General features: G+C 53.9%; 15 protein-coding genes and 1 riboswitch. Of the genes, 8 read left to right on the top strand and 7 right to left on the bottom strand.

Annotated elements, in window-relative coordinates:
* Window positions 1–86 precede the first annotated feature (86 nt).
* A complete protein-coding gene (hldE, locus tag EBC_RS21045) occupies window positions 87–1,514 on the top strand; it encodes a bifunctional D-glycero-beta-D-manno-heptose-7-phosphate kinase/D-glycero-beta-D-manno-heptose 1-phosphate adenylyltransferase HldE (RefSeq protein WP_013203884.1) in 1,428 nt (475 codons plus the stop codon).
* Window positions 1,515–1,578: 64 nt separating this feature from the next.
* Here the strand turns inward: hldE and ubiK are convergent, their stop codons facing one another.
* Window positions 1,579–1,866, bottom strand: coding sequence for a ubiquinone biosynthesis accessory factor UbiK (gene ubiK, locus EBC_RS21040; RefSeq protein ID WP_013203883.1), 288 nt, complete (start codon window positions 1,864–1,866; stop codon window positions 1,579–1,581).
* 147 nt (window positions 1,867–2,013) lie between these two features.
* Window positions 2,014–2,166, top strand: a riboswitch (FMN riboswitch).
* A 107-nt stretch (window positions 2,167–2,273) separates the two neighbouring features.
* Between ubiK and ribB the strand changes: the two genes are divergently transcribed.
* Window positions 2,274–2,930: a 3,4-dihydroxy-2-butanone-4-phosphate synthase gene (gene ribB / locus EBC_RS21035; protein WP_013203882.1), complete on the top strand. Its 657-nt coding sequence runs from the start codon at window positions 2,274–2,276 to the stop codon at window positions 2,928–2,930.
* Window positions 2,931–3,034: 104 nt separating this feature from the next.
* On the opposite strand, the gene zupT is transcribed toward ribB, so the two are convergent.
* The gene (zupT, locus tag EBC_RS21030) at window positions 3,035–3,802 is read right to left on the bottom strand and encodes a zinc transporter ZupT (protein ID WP_041692129.1); all 768 of its coding nucleotides are present in this window, start codon (window positions 3,800–3,802) and stop codon (window positions 3,035–3,037) included.
* 195 nt (window positions 3,803–3,997) lie between these two features.
* Here zupT and ygiD point away from each other — a divergent pair, with 195 nt between their 5' ends.
* The gene (gene ygiD, locus EBC_RS21025; RefSeq protein ID WP_013203880.1) at window positions 3,998–4,783 is read left to right on the top strand and encodes a 4,5-DOPA-extradiol-dioxygenase; all 786 of its coding nucleotides are present in this window, start codon (window positions 3,998–4,000) and stop codon (window positions 4,781–4,783) included.
* 10 nt (window positions 4,784–4,793) lie between these two features.
* Here the strand turns inward: ygiD and EBC_RS21020 are convergent, their stop codons facing one another.
* Both EBC_RS21020 and EBC_RS25870 read right to left on the bottom strand, forming a co-directional pair.
* Window positions 4,794–5,810, bottom strand: a complete 1,017-nt coding sequence (locus EBC_RS21020; RefSeq protein ID WP_013203879.1) for a hypothetical protein — start codon at window positions 5,808–5,810, stop codon at window positions 4,794–4,796.
* A gap of 127 nt (window positions 5,811–5,937) precedes the next feature.
* Window positions 5,938–14,415, bottom strand: a complete 8,478-nt coding sequence (locus tag EBC_RS25870; protein WP_013203878.1) for an Ig-like domain-containing protein — start codon at window positions 14,413–14,415, stop codon at window positions 5,938–5,940.
* Between the two features lie 154 nt (window positions 14,416–14,569).
* Here EBC_RS25870 and EBC_RS25865 point away from each other — a divergent pair, with 154 nt between their 5' ends.
* Window positions 14,570–14,995: a hypothetical protein gene (locus tag EBC_RS25865; protein WP_157868037.1), complete on the top strand. Its 426-nt coding sequence runs from the start codon at window positions 14,570–14,572 to the stop codon at window positions 14,993–14,995.
* Window positions 14,996–15,637: 642 nt separating this feature from the next.
* Here EBC_RS25865 and EBC_RS21005 read toward each other — a convergent pair.
* From EBC_RS21005 to tolC, 3 genes are all read right to left on the bottom strand, one after another.
* Window positions 15,638–16,798: a glutathionylspermidine synthase family protein gene (locus EBC_RS21005; RefSeq protein WP_013203876.1), complete on the bottom strand. Its 1,161-nt coding sequence runs from the start codon at window positions 16,796–16,798 to the stop codon at window positions 15,638–15,640.
* A gap of 4 nt (window positions 16,799–16,802) precedes the next feature.
* The gene (locus EBC_RS21000) at window positions 16,803–17,474 is read right to left on the bottom strand and encodes a DUF1190 family protein (protein ID WP_013203875.1); all 672 of its coding nucleotides are present in this window, start codon (window positions 17,472–17,474) and stop codon (window positions 16,803–16,805) included.
* Between the two features lie 144 nt (window positions 17,475–17,618).
* A complete protein-coding gene (tolC, locus tag EBC_RS20995) occupies window positions 17,619–19,097 on the bottom strand; it encodes an outer membrane channel protein TolC (RefSeq protein WP_013203874.1) in 1,479 nt (492 codons plus the stop codon).
* Between the two features lie 212 nt (window positions 19,098–19,309).
* Between tolC and nudF the strand changes: the two genes are divergently transcribed.
* From nudF to yqiA, 4 genes are read left to right on the top strand one after another with little or no spacing between them, the layout of a single operon-like run.
* Complete coding sequence (nudF, locus tag EBC_RS20990; RefSeq protein WP_013203873.1) at window positions 19,310–19,945, top strand: ADP-ribose diphosphatase; 636 nt, start codon at window positions 19,310–19,312, stop codon at window positions 19,943–19,945.
* Window positions 19,942–20,367 carry a DUF1249 family protein gene (locus tag EBC_RS20985; protein WP_013203872.1) on the top strand — a complete coding sequence of 142 codons (426 nt, stop codon included), beginning with the start codon at window positions 19,942–19,944 and terminating at the stop codon, window positions 20,365–20,367. Before nudF ends, EBC_RS20985 begins: the two co-directional genes overlap by 4 nt.
* A 39-nt stretch (window positions 20,368–20,406) precedes the next feature.
* Complete coding sequence (gene cpdA, locus EBC_RS20980) at window positions 20,407–21,234, top strand: 3',5'-cyclic-AMP phosphodiesterase (RefSeq protein ID WP_013203871.1); 828 nt, start codon at window positions 20,407–20,409, stop codon at window positions 21,232–21,234.
* Window positions 21,235–21,237: 3 nt separating this feature from the next.
* A complete protein-coding gene (gene yqiA, locus EBC_RS20975) occupies window positions 21,238–21,819 on the top strand; it encodes an esterase YqiA (RefSeq protein ID WP_013203870.1) in 582 nt (193 codons plus the stop codon).
* Window positions 21,820–21,823: the final 4 nt, after the last annotated feature.

Raw genomic sequence — 21,823 nt, 5'->3', positions numbered from 1 at the left:
TGTAAGATTACGGGTGAATGTGCGGGATAGTCAGCTTGTGCTATCATCCCGCGCACTATTTTTGACTTCAGCCTGGAGTGTCTGGAATGAAAATTACGCTGCCCGATTTTAACCGTGCGGGTGTTCTGGTTGTTGGCGACGTGATGCTGGATCGCTACTGGTACGGCCCAACCAGCCGCATCTCCCCTGAAGCCCCGGTTCCGGTAGTAAAAGTGGATAACGTTGAGGAGCGTCCTGGCGGCGCGGCTAACGTGGCGATGAACATCGCCTCACTGGGCGCAGGCTCACGTCTGGTGGGATTGACCGGTATTGATGATGCCGCCCGCGCGCTGGACGCCAGCCTGAGTGGCGTTAACGTGCAGTGTGACTTCGTTGCGGTTGCCACCCATCCCACCATCACTAAGTTGCGCGTTCTGTCGCGTAACCAGCAGCTGATCCGCCTTGATTTTGAAGAAGGTTTTGAAGGCGTCGATCCTGAGCCGCTGCATGAGCGTATTCGTCAGGGCCTGCCGAAAGCGGGCGCGCTGGTGCTGTCTGACTACGCCAAAGGGGCGTTGGCCAGCGTAGAAACCATGATCAAGATCGCCCGCGAGGCCAATGTGCCGGTGCTGGTCGACCCGAAAGGCACTGACTTTGAGCGTTATCGCGGTGCCACCATTCTGACGCCAAATCTCTCTGAGTTTGAAGCCGTGGTCGGCAAATGTGCGGACGAAGCCGAGATTGTTGAGCGCGGCATGGCGCTGATGGCGCAGTTCGATCTGTCAGCCTTGCTGGTGACGCGTTCAGAGAACGGCATGACGCTGCTGCAACCGGGCAAAAAGCCGTTCCATCTGCCGACTCAGGCACAGGAAGTGTATGACGTGACCGGTGCCGGTGATACGGTGATTGGCGTGCTGGCGGCGGCGCTGGCGGCGGGCAATACGCTGGAAGAGAGCTGCTTCCTCGCCAACGCGGCGGCGGGTGTGGTGGTCGGTAAGCTGGGGACCTCTACCGTGTCGCCGGTTGAACTGGAAAACGCCATCCGTGCCCGTCCGGAGTCGGGTTTTGGCGTAATGGATGAAGCGCAGCTGAGAGAAGCGGTCGCGCTGGCTCGTCGTCGCGGTGAGAAAGTGGTGATGACCAACGGCTGCTTCGACATTCTGCACGCTGGCCACGTTTCCTATCTGGCCAACGCCCGTAAGCTGGGCGATCGCCTGATTGTTGCGGTTAACAGCGATGCCTCGACCAAACGGCTGAAAGGCGAAACCCGTCCGATCAATCCGTTGATCAACCGGATGATTGTGCTGGGCGCGCTGGAAGCGGTCGACTGGGTGGTGCCGTTTGAAGAAGACACGCCGCAGCGGGTGATTGCTGATGTGCTGCCAGACCTGTTGGTGAAAGGCGGAGACTACAAGCCGGAAGAGATTGCGGGCAGTGTTGAAGTTTGGGCTAACGGTGGCGAAGTGCGGGTGCTGAATTTTGAAGATGGCATCTCCACCAGCAAAATCATCGAAGCGATTAAAGCGAAAGACTGACCGCGGTCAGAAAGAAAAAGGGGCGATCTGAGATCGCCCCTTTTTTTGGCCTGAAACCAGAGAATTACTGCATATCTTCGGTTTTAATCACGTCTTTTGGCGCTGCGTCGGTACCGCGGCTTTCCAGCTCGGCCAGACGTTGCTCCAGCGCAGCCAGCTTTTCACGGGTGCGTAATAACACCTGAGTTTGCACATCAAACTCTTCGCGATTGACCAAATCTAAACGGGTCAGCTGCGATTGCAGCGTCTGACGGATTTTTTTCTCAACATCGTCGCCGAACTCACGGATGCCTTTTGGCATGGATTCGTGAACCTGACGGGCGAGTTGTTCAATTTTTTTGGGGTCAATCATAGCGGCTTCCTGGTAGCGGCAAAGTTTCTTTAAGTGTAATGCGATAATCCGAAAGGATAAACCAGAAATAAGCAAAGCAGAAAAATGCCAAACTAAAGGCACATTTTGTTCGTTGCCCTGGCTTTTTATCGGCGTTATAGTAAGCAGGCTTATTCTCAGGGCGGGGTGTAATTCCCCACCGGCGGTAAATCGGCGTCATGCCGAAAGCCCGCGAGCGCTTCAGACCTCCCGGTTTGAAGGTCAGCAGACCCGGTGTAACTCCGGGGCCGACGGTTAAAGTCCGGATGGGAGAGAGTAACGTATCAGGCCGGGCTTTGCCCGCCGCGCCGTTATTTTTTGTCACTGCATGACACTCCTAAGCACGCCCTGATTCTGGTAACCCATACATTTTATAAGGTTTTATTACCATGAATCAGACGCTACTTTCTGAATTTGGCACGCCTGAAGAGCGTGTAGAACGTGCTATCGCTGCCTTGCGCGACGGGCGCGGTGTGATGGTCCTGGACGATGAAGATCGTGAAAACGAAGGTGACATGATCTTTGCCGCCGAAACCATGACCGTTGAGCAGATGGCACTGACCATTCGCCACGGCAGCGGCATTGTCTGCCTTTGTCTGACGGAAGAGCGTCGTCGTCAGCTTGAGCTGCCAATGATGGTCGAAACCAATACCAGTGCTTATGGCACCGGCTTCACCGTCACCATTGAAGCGGCAGAAGGCGTGACCACCGGCGTTTCGGCGAAAGATCGCGTGACCACCATCCGTGCGGCTATCGCCGACGATGCCAAACCTTCTGACCTGAATCGTCCTGGCCATGTGTTCCCACTTCGCGCCAGCGAAGGCGGCGTGCTGACGCGCGGCGGTCATACTGAAGCAACTATCGATCTGGTGACGCTGGCCGGCTTTAAACCGGCGGGTGTGCTGTGTGAACTGACCAACGATGATGGCACTATGGCCCATGCGCCAGAAGCTATCGTGTTTGCTAAGCAGCAGAATATGCCGGTTGTGACCATCGAAGATTTGGTGGCTTATCGCCGTAGCAACGAGTCTCGTCAGGCCAGCTAATTGCCCGACGATGAAAAAAAACCGGGTGCCTGTCACCCGGTTTTTTTATGCCCCAACTTAGGCCGCTGCTTTACCTAAGCCACTGCTTTAACTAAGCCACTGCTTTAACTTAAGCCGCTGCTTTGCAGCATGGTCAGGCTCAGGCCCATCACCGCCATCCCGCACAGCACGCCATAGCTGGGATTACTTTTCGGATCGATCTCTTTCGCCAGCGGCATCAGCTCATCGACCGACAACGCCACCATAATCCCGGCCACGGTCGCCATCACCGCGCCCATCATCACTGGTGACACCAGTGGACCGAGCACCAGGAAGGCCAACACGCCACCCAGAATTTCGGCCATGCCTGACACGCCTGCCCAGAAGATCGCTTTCCTTTTTGAACCCGTTGCGGCATACATCGGCCCGGCGACGGCAAGTCCTTCAGGAATATTGTGGATGGCAACGGCCAGCGCGATGCCTAAGCCCATTTCGAGGTCACTGCTGGCGGTGACATAGGTTGCCACACCTTCTGGAAAATTATGCAGGCTGATGCCGAGCGTCAGTAAGATTGCCGTGCGCCGAAGGTTGCGGGGAGGTTGGCCGCCGCTAAGTAGATCCTGTGGATGCTGGTGGGGCAACATCCGATCGAGGGCGAAGTAACCCAGAAGCCCAACCACAAACATGCCGTAACCCAAAACAGGAGACATGCCTTCAGCGTGCAGCGCCGCTGGCAGCATCTCCATCAGTGAAATCAGCAGCATAATGCCGGCAGCAAATCCCAGCGCAAACGCCAGCACCCGGTTCGACGGTTTCTGGCCGACAACACCCAGAAACGCGCCAATGAAGGTCGCGCCACCGGCAAGTAAAGTCAGTATTAATGGCACGGACAAGGTGACCTCCTAAAGACAAGAATAAAGTATAGCCTTTGCTATACCTTATCAAAAAATAATCAGTTGTAACGTCAGGATTTGTATTTTTCGCTGTTCAAATTTCTTGAATATCTTCATCACCGTTATCCGGGTTCATCCCCTGTCGAAAGGGCGTAATGTAGCGATCATTAAGCCGACATCTTCAGGGGAACCACTATGAGTCAGTCACGTATGCCCGCACTTTTTCTTGGCCATGGCAGCCCAATGAACGTGCTGGAAGAAAATGTTTATACCGAAGCCTGGCGTGAGCTGGGCCAAACCTTACCGCGTCCTAAAGCTATCGTGGCGGTCTCCGCACACTGGTACACCCGCGGCACGGCGGTCACCGCGATGGAAAAGCCAAGAACCATTCACGATTTTGGCGGATTCCCTCAGGCGCTGTTTGACACCACTTATCCGGCTCCGGGTTCACCGGACCTGGCCCGCCAGGTGGTTGACGCGCTGACACCTTACGATGTCCGCCTGGATCAGGAGTGGGGTTTTGACCACGGTTCATGGGGCGTGCTGATTAAGATGTACCCGGAAGCCGATATTCCTGTGGTTCAGCTGAGCGTCGACGGTACGCAACCGCCGGCTTATCACTTTGAACTGGGACGTAAGCTCGCGGCACTGCGCGAGCAGGGCGTGATGATTGTCGCCAGCGGCAACGTGGTGCATAACCTGCGGATGGTGCGTTGGGAAGGCAATGCTGAACCTTACCCGTGGGCCTCATCCTTTAACGACTACGTGCGTGAAAACCTGAGCTGGGAAGGGGAAGCAGAGCAGCATCCGCTGGTGAACTTTAGTCAGCACAGCGGCGCTGCGTTATCCAACCCGACGCCTGAGCACTACCTGCCACTGCTCTACGTGCTGGGTGCTCGTTTGCCGGGTGAAGCCGTCTCTATTCCGGTGGATGGTTTGGTGATGTCTTCGCTCAGTATGCTTTCGGTGCAAGTGGGCTAAATGCACACCATCAGTTGGTGTTGACAGAAAGAGGGGTGAAAGCCGGCGTTGCTTTGGCCTTCACCTCTTTTTCTGCATTGTTAAAGATCCATGCAGGACTGTTCAGGGTTAATGCTGCCAGTCTTGGGGTTAATACCAGCGGCACAGAGTAGCTTGCCTTACCTGCGCTAATCGGGATAGTTAACGGCACGGTCTTACCGGGCGTGACAGCGGTACCTTTAAGGGTGACGGCATAACCAAATTGGTCTTTGTCAGTGCCGTAATGATCGCTTTTGTTTGTCATGGCATTTCCTGACAGCGAAAAGTCACCGGTTACAGTGGAAATTAAATTAGCCAGCCCGGAGGTATCCGACGTGCAGGCAATATTCACCACCGGTTGCGCACTGAGGCTTGATGAGGCTGACAGGGCTTGGGCTGTGGGCACTGCAAGACTGAATGTGCTGTTAGAAACCGTATGGGAACAGCTTACCGTGCCGGCCTGATTCCACTCTGAGAGACTGAATTTATAATTTTTTGCGCCAACTGCTCTGTTTAAACCTCCTTTGCCATCCAACTGAAACAGACGGATGGCGCCTGATACCTTACTGGTGTCGATATCCCCGGTTTTTTTGAGATAGGCCTTGAATCGAAAGGTCTTGGTATCAGCTGTTTTATTGATCGTCCAACCGGTATCTATCTTTGTATTTATATTTCCATTTCCTGAGCTTTCATCAAAGGTTCCGAGATCTTTCCCATCATAAACCAGCCCCATTTCTACGCCGCTTGGCAGCGTCTCGCTGCTGATATAGGGAAACGGATAAAAATAGACGTTTTCCTGGATATCCCCTTTGCAGGTAATATCACGCACATATTCTTTTGACTCCCAGACCCGGCTGCCATTCCCGGTGCCAGAAAGCAGCACAAGTTTGCCAATTGATACAACTTCATCAGCTACATTCCCAATATAACAATCAAGGGCGGCAGCATTAAATGACAGTGTCAGGGTAAGCAGGCCAAAGGTTATTTTTCTTTTCAAGAATTTTTTCATTTATCGTAGTTCCTTTACATCAGTTAATTAATGGAGCCTCGGCTGTTTTATTCCGTCTTCGGTAGCGTCAATTTTAACAGGCCGGCGATTACCGACCTGTTAATTATAAATACAGTTTCGAAGTCGATTAATTAATCACTAAGGTTAACTGCGGCGAATACAGGCCCACATCAACCGACATGTTTTCCACTAATACATCGTTTTGCAAAATGGAGATAGTTCCTGTGCCCGCTTTCGTCCCGCCGGTCAGTGTCGCCGTGTAAACCCCATTCTTTTCAGTGACTGCGCTTATTTTCGTTCCTTCTAAATTAGCGACCTTGAAGGCAACTTTCCCTCCAGTGACGACATTCTGAAATTTATCTTTCGCAGTTAACGTTATGGCAAGCGTAGATTTCCCATCAGCTGGCAATATGTTGTTGCTAAGTTGCAAGACTGAGTTGCTGGCATTAATTGGGGCGGCAACAAAGATAACCTTTGTGGACTTGCCGGTTGTGTCAGTGCTGATGATGGCAGTGAGAGTTATGCTACCTGCAAGGGTGCTGGCAATTTCCGCTGTGGAGACTCCTTCAGCATCTGTTTTAAGGGTTCTTGCGCCCCATATAACTGTTCCTGCCGCCTGGAAGGTGACCGCCACATCTTTTACGGGATTCCCCTTGGCATCTTTCACCACGGCAGTGAGCGTGGAGAAGGTATTACCATCCGCCGTCACGCCGGTCGCTGGCGAGGCCGTCAGGCTGTCGACGACGGCTGTTTTAGTATTGGCGATAAAGGTAACGCTCACCGTTTTTTCAATGCCCTTAGTGCTGGCCATGACGTCCATTGTCATTGCTTGAGAACTGCTCACTGTCGTGACAGCCATACCTGCACTGTCGGTCTGTACCTGTCCTTTGCTAAGCGTACCTGGTGCGGAGAAGGTAACTGATGTATCCGACACAGGGTTATTGTAGGCGTCGGTGATCAGAGCCTTGATGGTTGAGACGGCGACGCCGTCCGCAATAATGCCTTCTGCCGGCGTTGCCGTCAGGCTGGCTATCGTGGCGGTAGACGCATCTGCCTTAAAGACAACGGTGATGCTCTTGCTGTCTTTAACCATATCCGTCCTGGCCGTAACCGTATTGCTGCCTGCCACGGTACTGGTGAGCGTCATCTTCGCGTAACCGTTGTTGTCGGTGCGGGCAGTAAGCTGATTTGGCGTCGCTTTGCCACTGAGGGTAAAAATCACCTCTACGTCACTGACAGGGTTCTCATTTGCATCCTGTACTACAGCGGTGAGGATCGACTGATCTTTAGTATTAGCCAGTGGAATATTTGCTGACATCATAATGTCAGTCACTTTTGCCGTGTTTTCGTTGGCGATAAAGTTGACTGCAGCGTTCTTACCCTCAGGATCATACTTGGTCACGGCTCTCGTCTCATGAATCCCCGCTATTTTACTGGCAATGGTTACCACCACCTTGCCTTCACTGTCGGAAACAGCTGAAGACTGGCTCAGGGTGCCGTTAGCTGGCGCTTTAAAGGTTACTGCGGCCCCTGCCACCAGATTGCCATTGGCATCTTTCACAATTCCCGTCAGGGTGGCAAATGACTTACCGTCAGCGATTACCTGGCTTTGAGACGCGGTAAAACTGTTGATGGCGGCGGTAGCAATATCGCCAATAAAGTTGACGGAGGCCTGCTTCCCGGTTTTGTCATAAGCTGTCTGCGCCAGCACCGTGCTGCTGCCTGCGGTAAAGCTGATGGCGCTCACTGATGCTTTACCATCATTGCCTGTTGTCGCCGATGAGTTAATGAGGTTGGCGTTGCCCTTGATGGTGAACGTCACCCGGGCGTTATTGACCCGATTTCCGTTGGCATCCGACACCGTTGCCGTCAGCACAGATTTATCCGTGCCGTTAGCGGTAATTCCACTCTCCGGCGCAGCGCTAAGACTGTCGACTTTGGCCGTGGCCTGGTCAGCAATAAAGCTGACGGAAGCCTGCTTACCGGTTTTATCGTAATCAGTGGTTGCAGTAACGGTACTGCTGTCCGCAATAAGGCTGGTCAGTTTCATTTCTGCATACCCCTCGCTGTCCGTCGTCGCGGACGTGCCGGCCAGGTTGGCGTTTCCGCTTACGCTGAAGCTGACGGGTTTGTTGCTCACAGCATTGTTATAGGCATCGACCACCCTGGCTCTAAGCACCGAACTGTCGGCACCGTTGGCGATGACGTCGGATTTGCGCGAGGCGTCCAGGAAGTCAACATGCGCAGTCGCGGCATCGGCCACAAAGCTGACGCTAACCTGTTTGCCGATGCTGTCGCCCTCGAGGGTCGCCGTGACGGTGCTGCTACTGGCGCTGCGGCTGGTAAGGTTCGCCGTCGCCACGCCGTTCACATTGCTCCTCGTGGTCTTAGCCAGCACACCCTCACCGGATGTCACGGTAAATGTCACATCAAATCCACTGACCGGATTACCGTTGGCATCTCTTAACCTGGCGCTAATTACCGAGCGGTCAGCGCCATTTGCCGTCACGTCTGAAGATCGTGAAGCGGTAAGCGTGTCGATCTTCACCGTAGTGCTATCGGCTATAAAGCTGACGGCGGCCTCTTTGAAGTTCGTGTCCGTTTCGGTATGCGCTCTGACCGTGGTGATTGCAGCGGTACGGCTCATGAGTTCGACAGTCGCTAAACCATTGACGGTAGTGGCTGAATTCTGACTCAACGTCCCATTGCCAACGTTGATTTTAAAGGACACGGTGACGCCGCTGACGAGGTTACCGTTAGCATCCTTCACCGTGGCAGTCAGCACGGAGTGGTCAGTGCCGTTCGCCTTCACGTCTGAAGGCCGTGACGGGATCAGGCTGTCGATGGTTGCCGTAGCCGGGTCGGCTTTAAAAAGGACGCTGGTTTGTTTACCGGTCGAGTCCGCGCCGACGGTCGCGGTGACCGTGATGCTTTCCGCCGACAGGCTGGTTAGCTGCACGCTGGCGACGCCATCTACAGTAGTAACGCTGTCCTCAGCTAATTTGCCGCCCGTTACCGTGAAGGTGACTTTTGCGCCATTGACCCGATTTCCGTTGGCATCTTTTACCGTGGCGGTGATCACAGAGCTATCGCTGCCGTCAGCCTTGACGTTATCCGTCCGTGAAGGGATCAGGCTGTCGATTTTTGCCGTGTCTGCGTCGGCAATAAAGCTGACGGCAGTCTGTTTACCGGTGGTGTCGAAAGCCGTAACGGCGGTGATGGTCGTGCTGCCAGCAGTAGCGCTTTTCAGCGTCACCTTGGCTGCCCCTTTGCCGTTGGTTTTGACTGTGGACGGGCTCAGATCGGCATTACCTGTCACATGGAAGGTTACCTCCTCGTTTGCCACGACATTGCCATTGGCATCTTTCACCGTGACATCAATGGTGGACGTTGCTTTGCCATCGGCCTTGATCCCTGATGCCGGCGTCGCGGTGAGCGTGGCAATACTGGCTGTTTGAGCTTCTGCGACAAAGGTGACGGTGGCCTGTTGACCACTTTGGTCAGTAGCCGTGGTAGCCGTGACAGTACTGCTATCTGCGTTGACACTGGTTAGCCCCACGCTAACTTTTCCGTTGCTGTCGGTGGTAACTGAGCCCGACTCCAGTATTGCCCCGTTAGTTGCAGTAAAGCTTACCGGCACCTGGCTCACCGGATTGTTATTGGCATCCCTGATTACCGCCGTCAGAGTGATGACTGAACGGCCATTTGCCAGTGCGGTGGAAGGGAAGGGAGTGAGGCTGTCCACTTTCGCGGTGCTTTTATCGGCGATAAAGCTGACTGCCTTATTTTTGCCGGATTTATCAGCGTCCGTGGTTGCGGTAACGGTGCTGATTTCCGCGGTGCGGTTTGTCAGACTGACTATGGCATAGCCGTCATCGTTGGTTTTGGCGGACTGAGTAGCTAAGTCGGCATTGCCCTCGACGCTGAAGAACACGTTAGCCTGCTTCACGCGGTTTCCATTGGCATCGGTTACGGTGGCTTTAAGTTCCGAGCTGTCAGTGCCGTTAGCCACAACCCCCGCGTCAGGTGAAGCGATGAAGTTTTCTATTTTTGCTGTGGCAAGGTCGGCGATAAAGCTGACGGATTCAGTTTTGCCCGTCGCATCAAAATCGGTTACTGCTTTAACGCTAATAATTTCAGCGCGGGTACTGAACAGATTAACGCCAGCAATACCATTTACCGTATTGGCCGATTTCTGGCTAAGTTCTCCATTGTCTGTCACCACGCTGAAGGTGACGTTAGCGCCATTGACCAGGTTGCCACTGGAATCCTTCACTGTCGCAACAAGGGTTGTACTATCTGTGCCGTTAGCCTTCACCCCGTCTGTTCGTGTGGCGCTTAAGCTGGCTACTTTCGCCGTGGCAAGGTCGGCAATAAAGCTGACAGAAGTCTGTTTGCCCGTTCCATCAAAGTTGGTGACAGCCGTGACCGTGATGATGTCAGCGACATTGCTGGTGAGCTGCGCGGTAGCGATGCCATTCTGGTTACTGGTGGCCGAAGTCGGACTCAACTTGGCTTTGCCATCCGAGACCGTGAATGTGACGGTCGCGCCATTGACCAGGTTTCCCTGAGCATCTTTCACCGTGGCGGTAACCATGGCGCTGTCCTGACCATTAGCCGTTACATTCTCCGTACGCGACGCGGTGAAGTCGGCAATTGTCGCGGTGTCTGAGTCACCAATAAAGCTGACGGCAGCCTGTTTTCCGGTGCTATCGACGTTGGTTGTTGCCGTAACGGTGATGGTTTCAGCGCTAAGGCTGGTCAGAACGGTCGTGGCTACACCGTTGACGGTGGTGGCAGAGGTCTGACTGAGTTTCCCCTTGCCTGCTGATGAAGTGAAGAACACCTTCGCACCGTCCACCAGGTTGCCGTTAGCATCTTTCACCGTGGCGGTAAGTATTGAACTGTCGGTGCCATTGGCTTTCACATTAGAATCTCGTGAAGCGCTCAGGCTGTCGATTTTGGCTGTGCCCACATCGGCCCTGAAGGTGACTGAGGTCTGCTTACCGGAGGCATCAGCGTCTGTGGTGGCCGTAACGGTTACGATCCCGGCCTCAGTGCTGGTTAGTTGCACGGTCGCGATACCGTTGGACGTCGTGGCTGGAGATGGCGTCGCCGATCCCTTGCCGGACACGTTGAAGAACACTTTAGCATTATTGACCAGGTTGCCGTTGGCATCCTTGACCGTCACGGTGAGAACCGACATATCGTTGCCGTTGGACAGCACATCATTATCGCGTGAAGGGATCAGGCTCTCGACTTTCGCTGTGGCTACGTCGGCGATAAAGCCAACAACAGTCTGCTTACCGATGTTGTCACCGTCGACCACTGCCGTCACCGTGCTGCTTCCTGCCGCTTTGCTGGTAAGGGAGACTGTCGCGGTGCCGTCACTGTCGGTTTCAGCGTTCGACTCACCCAGGATGGCATGGCCATGCACGCGGAAAGTGACCGTAACGCCCGCTACGGCATTGCCAAAGTTATCTTTTACCTTCGCGGTCAGCAGTGAACTGTCAGATCCGTTGGCTTTCACCTCTGTATCACGCGATGCGCTCAGGCTGGCAATTCTCGCTGTCGTGGCATCAGCAATAAAGCTGACGGTGGCCTGCTTTCCTGTGGTATCAAAATCGGTTTTCGCCGTAACGGTGAGGGTATCCGCCTGCGTGCTGGTCAACTGGACGGTGGCGATACCCTCTCTGCTGGTGATAGCGGATGACTGGCTTAATTTGCCTTTTCCATCGGCAGGCACGCTAAAGCTCACTTTTGCCCCGCTGACGAGGTTACCCCTGGCGTCTTTCACCTGCGCGCTGAGGATCGAAGTGGCAATGCCGTTGGCTTTCACCTCAGAGGCAGGTGAGGCAATAAGGCTCTCAACGCTGGCCGTGGCAACGTCCGCAACAAACTCAACGGAAACCTGTTTACCCGTCGCGTCAAAAGGCGTTGTGGCGCTGACGGTAATGCTGTTGGCTGTGGCGCTGGCCAGGCTAATCGTAACGGTGCCGTCATTGCCCGATATGGCCTCAGTCGCGCTGAGTCGAACATTGCCGCTTATTATCGCAAAGTTAACCAGAATCCCACTGACGGCGTTGCCCTGAGCATCCTGCACCACGGCGTTGAGCTGGGCGGCTTCAGTGCCATCCGCCTTCACGCCAGCTTCTGGCGAAGCGGTGAACTGGTCTATCTGCGCGGTACTGATATCACTGATAAAGGTGACGGTGACCTGCTTACCGGTTTTATCTTCTCCGGTGATTGCGGTTACCGTACTGCTGCCAGCTCGGATACTGGTCAGATTAACCCTGACGGCTCCGTCGGCATCAGAGATAACCGTGGTCTGGCCCAGTTTGGCCGCACCCGTGGCGTTGAAAATCACCGGCGCGCCACTGACGCGGTTGCCGTTGGTGTCTTTCACTACTGCCGTCAGGACTGTGGCATCAGCGCCATTCGCCGTCACCTCGGTGGCTGGCGTCGCGAACAGATCATCAATTTTCGCGGTACGCAAATCTGCGACAAATGTCAGCTCGGCACTTTTGGTCATGCCGGTGGCTGATGCGGTCAGGGTGACGGTGCCAGCCAGTTTGCTGGTCAACTCCACGGTGGCAGAACCGTTGCTGTCAGTCACGGTGGCGGTGGTAGAAAGCGTCGCATTCCCAGCGACAGAGAAGGTGACCGGCACATTACGGATCGGGTTGCCGTAGTAATCGGCGACCAGCACCCTGGCTTTATTGGCGACGCTGCCATTGGCGACGGCATTGTTGACGTCCATGGTCAGCTCGGCCATTTCAGCGGTAGTGCTATCGGCGATAAAGTTCAGCGTTTTGCTGTCGCGGTTACCGTTATCCAGATGCGAGAAAATAGTGACCTTACCGGCGCGGGTTGAGGCCAGCGGCACCATCGCGCTACCCGAGGTATCGGTAATATGCAGCGCTTCACAGTTGTTAGCGCCCTTCAGAATACAGCTGTCATCAATGCCTGAGACCACAAAGCGCACGTTATGATCGCTTAACAGCTCACCGGATTTTCCGGTGACTTTGGCATGCAGCTGTGCAGCATCCACGCCGTTGGCCACCACATTATCGGCCGGTTTAACCTCCAGCGAGATGATGGTGCTGGAAGGGATAAGGTTGATCACCACGGTACTTTCTGGCGAGACATTGCCGTGGTTATCGGTGGCGATGGCCGAAACGGTATAGCTGTTAACCCCCTCGTGCAGATACTTCGGTAATTTGACCGCCACAGACGTCGCCGAATCCTGAGACAGCGAGCCGCCCGCCGCAATCAGTTCTGCTGCGCGCCAGTCAATTTTCTTCAACCCGTATTTCGCGCGAACGCTGGCGGTGATCACCGTGGTGGACGCTGCTTCAGCGCTAACCGATGCGGGTAAGGAGAGTGAAATCAGATTCTGTTTTCGATACTGCATGACGATGTTGTAGTTACGATCGACAAAATCGTAACGTGCGCCAGGCAGGCTGCGCATCACCTTGACCGTTTCACGGTCGGTCTGTTCTTGCCACGACAGGCCGAGGCGGTAATTAATGTCCAGACCGACAAAGCTGTCGGATCCGCTACCGGATTTGTGGCCCGCCTTGAAGGTCAGCAACGGGATCGGCGTGTAATTCACCGTGGTGGTGACGGCGGAAGGGGAATCCCGCAGGTCACTGGGACTGGCAGAATTATCAAGAACGATACCTTTACCAAAGTACTTTTCATACTTCACCGACGCGCCAAATTGCGGGTAGAACGGCAGCCAGGCATCGGCGGCCAGATCAAAACCGTTGGCAGGACGTTCGTCGTAATCTTCCATCGCATCCAGTGGCGACTGGTGCCAGTCGGTCAGGCGCTGATATTTATTGGCGCTCAGTTTCAGGTAGTGGGTCCAGGCTTCGGCCCCGACGCTGAATCGCGCATTGTTGCCGGTGATATCGCGGTCATAGAAGCTGTTTACCCCGAGCATAAAGTGGTCGGAGAGGTAATGACGCAGCCCCAGCCCGAGATTGAGCGTGGTGCGTTCTTTATTGACGCGAACGCCCTGTTGGTTGAACAGCAGCGTGCTCGGAGTATCCCACCACGGGATCAGTAAATCCGCACTGGCTTCACCTGCGGAATTAAACTGGATGCGGGTATTGCCGCTTTGGCCCATCCAGTCACGCAGCGCACTGCTGGCCATATCATTTGCAATACCGGTAATGACGCCCATACCGGCCTGAGAACGGCTGTCTGCGCCCATGATTTGCCAGAACTGCTTAACGCCTTCGAGCGGGCGCAGATCGTTTTCATCCGCTTCACGGGAACGTTGCATATCCTCATTTAACAGCAGCGATTTTTCTTTTGATAAGCTGCTCTGGCTTCCTTCCAGTGAAGGGAGCTGTGAAATAAGGTCATTGCTGCCTTCTTTATTTAACTCTGCCGCAGTATTGAACGGGCCAGAGGAAGAAGAGGCGTCGTAGGCCGGTGAGGCAGGGAATAAAGGGGGCGAAAGGTTGAGTGCCGATGGCGAAGGATCGCTACTTTCCTGCGCTGTAGTTGCAGGCGCGGGCTCAAGGGTATGGCGGTCTGGCAGGGTACTTATCCCCGCGTTGAGCTCCGCCATCGTCTCGCTTAATGCCAGCATGTCTGAATTAGCCCGGACGGCTGAAGAATAAAGCGGTATAGCAATCGAGACAAATAGATGGTTCAGTATAACAAGAACAGAGGCTATTTTTTTGAATTTGAAGTCCATATCTTCCCGTCCGGAAAAAAAGTTCCATAACCCCGGAGAGGAGGTTATGGAAAATAGAGAAAAAAATGTAGGAAAAGATCTTTTGATTGTTAATGTGACAGGCTGTCAGCGGCAAAAAGCGGTTTATTTAGATCTGGCTGATGGATTTCATTTTTTTTTGAATCTCCAGGAAAGCCTGGCTTTTTACGCGCTCGCAGACCATGTTCAGTTTGTCATTCAGAGTCAGCGTCATCAGCTCTTTTGGATCCTGTTCCATCAGGCCTTCATGACTTTTAAAATACGCGTGAGAGTTATTGATTTTATCGAATTGCAGGCGGTACTGATTAAAGGCTTCGTAATTCAGGCCTTTCAACATATCAAAGTTATCGACACACTTCTTACCGTCAGTTTTTTGTTGCACCAGGCTGTCGCCAGTTTTTTTGACCGTTCCTTTTTTTACTTGCGGCGAACTGCAGGCGCAAAGCGTCAGTGAAAGAAGCGCAAGTGAGACGAATTGATGAATCTTCATTGTACATATCCTTATGGCTATCCAGGCCGAGTGTAAAAATGAAAAGCACACAGGTGCCCTCATCTAATAACAAGGCGGCAACTTTAATAAAGTTATTAAGATTCCTCCGCAGGACTGGATTTTTCTTAACAACTTTTGCATGAGGATAAAGATGGGAGAGAGCTTAATGAAATCGTTTTTGACGATTAGTTGAACCGTTCTTGTTTTGTTAAAACGATCAGAGGATTAATAAAGATCTTAATCTTTAGCGTTATCCATTACGGGCGCCACTACTGGATATATATGACGTTTATTGGCACCTTTAGATCTTGATATCCTTGTGTTTTATCCTGATGTCATTCTGGATGACTGTTTATTTCGGCGTTTGCGTCTTCATATTATTGATGATTGTTAGCATAACCGCTTAGGAATTTTTGAGGTGAATAAGCGCAATTATCAGACTGCCTGTAGCGCAAATTTTAAAAAAACTAAGGAGAAAATTGCCGGGAAAGATGGAAAAGGAGAGGAAGGGGCAGTACCGGGGCTGAGAGCAGGGTGGAAATACATGAACAGCAGCAGCGAAGCACTCCGTGTTAACGGAGTGCTCAACTGAAAGGCATAACAGCGTTATTCAATAAAGGTGTGCGGATAGAACCGCGACAGATCCTGTGTAATCAACGCCCGGTCTTCGCGGATGCCAATACCAGCCGGTTGATCGTCGATCAGCCAGCTGCCAATTAAGGTGTAGCTGTCGCCAAATTTTGGCAGCGGGTGGAACTGCTGCACAATCATGCCTTCTTCGCCATAAGGACCATCGGCACTGGCAATTTCCTTGCCGTTTTCCATGATGCTGATGTTCGAACCTTCGCGCGAAAACAATGGCTTAACCACATATTTATCCATATGCGGCACGTCATCTTCGGCAAAATACGCCGGCAACAAATTCGGATGATTGGGGAACATTTGCCACAGCAGCGGCAGCAACGCTTTGTTGGAGATAATGCTTTTCCACGCGGGTTCCAGCCAGCGAACGCCAGCATCCTCCAGCTTGGTAGAGAACACCTCACGCAGCATAAACTCCCACGGATACAGCTTGAAGAGGTTGCCGATCACCTGGTCATGCACATCGGTGAACTGGCCTCGTTCGCCCAGGCCAATTTCATCCATAAACAGAAATTCGCTCGGTAAGCCGGCTTCGGTGGCGCAGTCCTGCAGATACTGAACCGTGCCACGATCTTCGTCGGTGTCGCGACAGCAGGCAAAATGCAGCCAGCTGAAGCCATGCTGCTGATGGAGGTTGGCAAAGCGCTCAATCAGCTTCTCTTGCAGGCTATTGAACTGATCGCTGCCGGTAGGCAGGTTACCCGCCGCCTGCTGATCTTCCAGCCAGATCCACTGAAAGAACGCCGCTTCATACAGCGAGGTCGGCGTATCGGCGTTGTTCTCAAGCAGCTTAATGTCGGAATGGCCATCCCAGGCCAGATCCAGCCGCGAATAGAGCGACGGCTGGTTGGTTTTCCACGAGGCGCGCACGAAGTCCCAGGTGTGTTTTGGAATGCGGAATTTGGCGAGCAGCTCTTCGCTGTTCACCACTTTCTCCACCACCTGTAAACACATCTGATGCAGTTCGCTGGTTACGTCCTCCAGCTTCTCAATCTGCTGGAGCGTAAACTGGTAGTAAGCATCCTCACACCAGTAAGGCTCGCCGTGCATGGTATGAAAACGGAAACCGTATTCGGTGGCCTTTTCACGCCAGTCCGGGCGTTCAGCGATAGCAAGACGCTTCATGGCATTAGCCCCCTGAGGTGCGGCGGGAACCGGATGTCGCGCTGCTACGCTGCGCGGTGGCCTGCTTAGCTACGCTGTCACCAAAGCCGCCACGGGTGACCGTGCTGGTGGTGGCAGGTTTCGGCGCCATGGCGGTTTTCGGCACGTTCATGGTGCGACCTGGTGTGGCAGCGCCAAAGCTTTTACCGCTGGCATCCACAAACTTGCCGTTGGCCGGGCTGTTCGGTGCGCGTGAGGTGAACAGCGGCTGCTGTTGACCACCAAAACCGCCGCCCATCATACGGCCCATCATGTAGCCTGCCATCAGCGGCATCCAGAAGCTTCCGCTCTGCTGAGATTCGGCATTATTGGTTGTGCCTACACCCGCCTGAGCAGGGGTTTGCTGGCACTGCCCCTCACCGAATTCCGCCACGCAGTCTTCACGTGTGGCATATTTCGGTGCGGTTTTTTCCGCTTCTTTTTTCGCGTTGTTGAACGCCGTGGTGCATTGCTCGCTTTTGCCCGGGTTGGCGCTGGAGCAGTCGTCGGCATTTTGATACAAGGAAACGCTTTCATCCGATTGTTCACAACCGGCAAGCATAAAGACCGCGGTGACCGCTAAGGCTACCGGGGTTAAGTGTCGTGCGCTCCAGCTTTTGCGAAAGGAGGCATGATTGATTTGTTTAGTCCGTTTCATCACGTTCTGTCCTGTGCCCAAAGGTAGTGCATAGAATAGGGTAACAGCGGTGAAAAATGAAGCGATGAGGGCAGTACGGAGGGGGATCTTTACTTAGCTATACGTTTGATTGTGAAGGGGCAGCAGGCGCTGCCCCTCTGGGGATTACTTACTGAATGGATTGCCGCTGGCACGGGCTGGCGCGGTGCTTTGTGCAACCGGCGTAGCATGAACCTGAGCCGGTGCAGCATTGCCGTTATCAGCCGCGTTATTTTGCTCCGGGGTTTCAGGTGCCACCGCCTCAGGAGAGGTAGACACATCTTTGCCCAGACGCGCATTCAGCGACTGCAGATCCTGCTCGTTCAGCGTACCCAGTGCCGACTTGATATTCAGCTCATTGATCATGTAGCTGTAACGGGCATCGGAAAGCTGCTGTTTAGCACTGAACAGCGTGGAGGTCGCATCCAGCACATCAACGATGGTACGCGTACCCACCTGATAACCGGCTTCCATCGCATCGAGGGAGCTCTGGGCAGACACCACGGCCTGACGATACGCATCGATGCTGCTGATGGACGCATTCACGTTGTTAAAGGAAGAACGCACGGTCTGAACAGCAGAACGGTGCGCGCTTTCTAGCTGCTCGCTGGCAGCAACGAATGAATACTGCGCCTGCTTAACCTGAGAGGTGACGGCACCACCGCTGTACAGCGGCAGAGAGAAGCTCAGGCCAACCTGGTTAGAACCAGTGATGCTGTCATCGGTCGCAGAGGTCTGGTTGGCGCGGCTGCCACCGTATTTGCTGTTAGACAAACCGGTAGAGGCGGTCAGGTCCAGCGTTGGCATATGGCCAGTTTCGGCTGAACGGATGGATTCGCGTGCCAGATCCTGGGAGAGACGCGCAGACAACAGGCTCAGGTTGCGGCTTTCGGCTTCTTTCAGCAGTGCGTTAACCGGCTGAGGTTTTTCCGTTTTAAAGCGGTCAATGTTCAGCGACGCCAGGCTTGGATAGTAGTTGCCGGTGACCTGACGCAGGATTTCAACGTTGTTATCCAGCGCGTTGCGTGCGGTCACTTCGTTAGCCAGCACGCTGTCATACTGGGCGCGGGCGTTCTGCACGTCAGTGATGGCAACCAGACCGACGTTGAAGCGTTGGGTGGTCTGATCTAACTGGCGATAAATAGACTGTTTCTGCGCTTCCGTGTAGGACAGCGTATCAATCGCATTCAGCACGTTAAAGTAGGCGGTAGCGGTGTTCAGGATCAGCGTCTGCTGTGCAGTCTGATAAGTCACATCCTGGATGCCGGCTTGTTTTTCCTGCAGGGTCAGCGCGCGCCATTTTGACATGTCAAAAATGGTCTGAGTCAGCTGCAAGGTTCCGCTGGTGGTATTGGAATGCAGGCCACTGCTGTCGCGATAGCCGTTGTTATAGGTATAATCAGCACCCAGGCCTAACTGCGGCAGCAACGGGCTACGGGCTTCGTTGATTTTCTCAAAGGCCGCATCACGATCTGCTGCAGAACTGCGAAGATCGGGGTTAGACAAACGAGCCTGTTGGTAAATCTGCAACAGGTTTTCTGCCTGACTGGCGACACTGAAGCCGCCCAGGCTCAGGCCGATGAGTAACGGGAGCAGTTTCTTCATTTGCATTCCTTGTAGTGCAGCAAAATTGCTATGGTAGCGCTGACGTAAGCCAAAAAATAATCGCCGATTCTAGCAGAGTAAACGGAACAGTTAAGTTGGCTGAACGTGCCATGTTGCCCTAATTTACTTAAATAATTCATTAAGAACCACACTCTCAGCGGATTCGGGTTGCTTTTCTCGTTTTCGCACTCATCCGGAATGGAGCTGCCCCGATGGAAAACAGCAAAAAATACCCAGTGACTTTCACAAAAAACGATGTAGAAATTATTGCACGAGAGACACTTTATAGCGGTTTTTTTTCACTCACCAGCTACCGATTTCGTCACCGCTTGTTTAAGGGTGGGATGAGTGGTGAAGTAAAAAGGGAAGTCTTTGAGCGCGGACATGCCGCAGTGCTGCTACCCTATGACCCCGTGCGCGACGAAGTGGTCCTGATCGAACAAATCCGAATTCCCGCGTTTGACAGCAGTGAGACGCCCTGGCTGTTAGAATTAGTCGCCGGGATCGTTGAGCCGGGCGAAACCTATGAAGATGTGGTGCGGCGTGAAGCAGTAGAAGAAGCCGGGATAACCCCCGCGCGCGTGAAGCCGGTGCTGAGCTATCTGGCCAGTCCTGGCGGCACCAGCGAGCGGTTGCATATCCTGGTGGGAGAAGTGGATGCCAGCGTGGCGAAGGGAAACCACGGTCTGGAGGAAGAGAATGAGGATATTCTTGTCCATGTGGTCAGCCGTGAGCAGGCTTACCAGTGGGTGGAAGAGGGGAAAATAGACAACGCAGCCTCTGTCATCGCTTTGCAATGGCTTGAACTGCACCATAAAAAATTACGCAACGAGTGGAAAACCGAATGATAAAGCGCTATGTACCTGATTTCCCTGAAATGATGCGCGTGTGCGAAACCAATTTCGCCCAGCTGCGTCGCCTGCTGCCTAAAGAAGACCAGGCGGGAGAGTCAGTGACCTATCAGGTGAACGGTGCCCATTATTCTGTCACCATCCAGGAATCGACGCGTTACACCACGCTGGTGGAAGTGAAGCAAACCGCGCCCGCGGTGAGCTACTGGAGCCTGCCTGCCATGTCCGTCAGGCTGTATCACGATGCGATGGTTGCGGAAGTGTGTTCAACGCAACAGATCTATCGCTTCAAAGCGCGCTATGATTATCCTAATAAAAAGCTCCATCAGCGTGATGAAAAGCATCAGATAAACCAGTTCCTCGCAGACTGGTTGCGCTACTGTTTGGCGCATGGCGCGATGGCCGTACCGGTTTGCTAAGACAGACAACTGAGATGGCGTTAACCCTAAGGATTTTGATTGGATAGCCGGCTACTACTTCCTGCGGCGGGTGGGTCTACGGTCAGGATTTTACAGATAACCGATACCCACCTCTTTGCAGGTAAAGATGAAACGCTGCTGGGTGTGAACACCTGGGCCAGTTATGACGCGGTACTGCAGGCAATATCCGCCAGCCCCCGTCACTATGATTTGATTGTCGCCACAGGCGATCTGGCTCAGGACCATACTGTCGAAGCCTATCAGCATTTCGCTGAGGGTATCGCGCGCCTGCCCGCACCCTGCGTCTGGCTGCCGGGAAATCACGACTTCCAGCCCGCGATGTTCAGTACGTTGGCCGAATCGCAGATTGCCGATGAGAAACATGTGCTGATCGGCGACAGCTGGCAGATTGTCTTGTTAGACAGCCAGGTGTTTGGCGTGCCGCACGGCATGCTCAGCGACTATCAGCTGGAATGGCTGGAGAATACGCTGGCGAAAGAACCGCATCGTCACACGCTGGTGCTGTTGCATCACCATCCGCTGCCTTCTGGCTGCACCTGGCTGGATCAACACAGCCTGCGCAATCCCCATTCGCTGGATGCGGTGCTGCAAAAATACCCGCTGGCCACCACGCTGCTGTGCGGTCATATTCATCAGGATCTCGATCTGAACTGGAACGGACGCCGCCTGCTGGCGACGCCATCGACCTGCGTGCAGTTCAAACCCCATTGCACCAATTTCACCATTGATTCCGAAGCGCCGGGCTGGCGTTGGCTGGATCTTCTGCCGGACGGTCGGGTGGAAACGCAGGTTGAACGCCTGGCGACGCGTGCCTTTAGTCCCGATCCCGATTCGGAAGGATACTGACGGATGGCCACGCTACTTTATCTGCATGGCTTTAACAGTTCCCCGCAGTCAGCCAAAGCCACCCAGTTCCGTGAATGGCTGGCCGCTCACCATCCCGATCTCAAGGTGCATGTGCCGCAACTCCCTGCTTTTCCTGGCGAAGCCGCGCAGATGCTGGAGAACTGGCTGATGTCTGCATCCGGTGAACAGGTCGGCATTGTCGGCTCTTCGTTAGGCGGCTATTACGCCACCTGGCTGTCACAACGCTTTCATGTTCCGGCGGTGGTGGTGAACCCGGCGGTGCGGCCTTTTGAGCTGTTGGCGGATTATTTGGGCAACAACGAGAACCCATACACCGGCCAGCAATATGTGTTAGAGTCACGCCATATTTACGATCTGAAAATGATGCAGATTGACCCGTTAAAGTCACCGGATTTGCTCTGGTTGCTGCAACAAACGGGCGATGAAGTGCTCGACTACCGTCAGGCCCTGGACTACTACAGTGCCTGCCGCCAGACGGTTGAAGAGGGCGGCAATCATGCTTTTATCAGATTCGAACGCCATTTCACCCCGATCCTCGACTTCCTGGGCTTGTCCTCCGGCTGACGTG

Origin of the sequence: Erwinia billingiae Eb661, assembly GCF_000196615.1 — a bacterium.
Taxonomy (GTDB): domain Bacteria; phylum Pseudomonadota; class Gammaproteobacteria; order Enterobacterales; family Enterobacteriaceae; genus Erwinia; species Erwinia billingiae.
This window is presented reverse-complemented; position numbering and strand designations above follow the sequence as displayed.